Origin of the sequence: Microseira wollei NIES-4236, assembly GCF_020521235.1 — a bacterium.
In the GTDB taxonomy this organism is placed as follows: Bacteria; Cyanobacteriota; Cyanobacteriia; order Cyanobacteriales; family Aerosakkonemataceae; genus Microseira; species Microseira wollei.
Window position 1 is genome coordinate 1 of record NZ_BLAY01000401.1, and the last position, 2,194, is coordinate 2,194.

The following is a 2,194-nucleotide window of genomic DNA, read 5'->3' on the forward strand; positions in this document are numbered from 1 at the left end:
TTAACAATTTGGGAAATGCCTTCAAGGAAAAAGGCAAGTTAGATGAAGCAGTAGAATACTACCAGCAAGCCTTAAAGATAAAACCTGACGCTGATGTTTATAACAACTTAGCAACGACCCTCTCCGACCAAGGTAAGTTAGAGGCAGCGGTAGAGTGCTACGAGCAAGCTTTAAAAATTCAACCAGACTATGCTTTAGCCAAATTTGGCCTTTGTATGAGTCAGCTGCCGATTATCTATTCCAGCGTCGATGAAATTCATTTGAGGCGAAAGAATTATCAGCAACATCTAGAGAATTTAGCGCAACACTATCAATTAACCAATCCCAAAGAAAGAGCCGAAGCGACTCTTGCCATCGGGTCAATGCAGCCTTTTTTTCTGGCTTATCAAGGCGGCAATGACCGACCTTTGCAGCAAATTTATGGGTCAATGATTTGTCAGTTAATGTCGAGCCGCTATCCCCAAGGTCACCAGCCGATATCTCTGACAAATTTACCAGCTAACGAAAAAGTTCGGGTGGGAGTTGTGACCGGATTTTTTCGCAATCATTCCTGTTGGAAGTTAATCAGGGGTTGGGTAGAAAACCTAGACAGAAGTGAGTTTGAATTATTTGGATATCACACAAGCTCAGAACGGGATGGGGAGACTACCAAAGCAGCGAAAGCGTTTGATAAATTTATTCAAGGTCCCTTGCCGCTTGAACAATGGTGTGAGTTAATTCAAAAAGACAAGTTACACGTTCTGATTTTTCCAGAATTCGGGATGGAACGCACAACGGTGCAGTTGGGGTGCTTAAAACTGGCTCCGATTCAAATGACATCTTGGATTCACCCTGAGACGAGTGGGCTACCGACGATTGACTATTTTTTAACCAGCGATTTAATGGAACCGGAAAATGGTCAAGACCACTATACAGAAAAATTAGTCAGATTGCCCAATTTGTCCATCCACTATACACCTTTAGACGTCCAACCTCAAGTAATCAAGAAACAGGACATTGGGATCGCAGATGATGAAATCATGTTTTGGTGCTGTCAATCATTATATAAGTATTTACCTCAACATGATGATGTATTTCCTCGGATTGCTAAGGAGTTAGCACTCGGCAAGTTTGTATTTATTAAACATCCTACCAGCTACCAGATAACAGAAGTCTTTCGCCAACGGTTAAGCCATGCTTTCGAGGAATTCGGGCTGAATTATCAAGATTACTGCATCTTTTTGCCGCACATGGATGGCAGGAAGTTTGCCGGAACGGCAGCGCTCGCAGACGTATTCCTAGATAGCATCGGTTGGTCTGGAGGTAACACTACCCTGGAAGCGATCGCACACAATATTCCGGTCATGACATTGCCAGGAGAAATGATGCGAGGACGCCATACGATGGCTATCCTCAAAATGATGGGCATCTCAGAGACAATCGCTCAGAGTAAAGAAGAATATGTGCAGATGGCGGTGCGTCTCGGGCAAGATGCTCAATATCGTCAATACATCTCGCAACAAATTGCCCAGAATAAGCACAAATTATATGGCGACTTAAAACCTGTCAGAGCTTTGGAGGATTTTCTCTTAAAGCTGGTCAACAAACCCAGAAGATTTGGCGCAAGAGAAGTAACCGAAACTCTGCAATTGGCAGTTCAACATCAACGAGAAAATCGCTATGCTGATGCTGAACAACTCTATCGTCAAGTGCTGGAAAAACAACCTGACCACCCGGAAGCCTTGTACGGACTCGGCATGTTGATGCAGCAGATGGGTCAACCCCTTTGGGCTGAACAGTTGCTGAGTGCCGCTGCACAGGTGCAGCCGGATTCTGTCAAGATTTGGTTCAGTTTGGGCAATTTGCGTCAAGCTCAAGGGCAATTACGAGAAGCAGAGACAGCATACCAGCAAGCGATCGCACTCCGCCCCGATGCGGTAACGATTTACAATAACCTGGGCTACAACCTGCAACAACAAGGCAAGTGGTCCCAAGCAATAACCTGCTATCAAAAAGCTTTGGAATTGCAGCCCAATTGCGTAGAAGCGGATGTCAATTTAGGTAATGCACTCCATGCCCAAGGCAAGCTCTCCCCAAAGCAACAAGCTCATTATGCAGAATTGAATGGCAAATTGGGTCATGCTCGCAAAAAAGCCGGAGATTTAGAAACTGCCGCAGTTTACTTTCAAAAAGCCCTGGAACTGAATCCCAACTT

1 protein-coding gene is annotated in these 2,194 nt (G+C 44.8%); it reads left to right on the forward strand.

All coding sequences use genetic code 11. The features are described from left to right. Positions 1-2,194: tetratricopeptide repeat protein (locus MiSe_RS48715; RefSeq protein ID WP_226594687.1), on the forward strand; the 2,194-nt coding region annotated here is incomplete at both ends.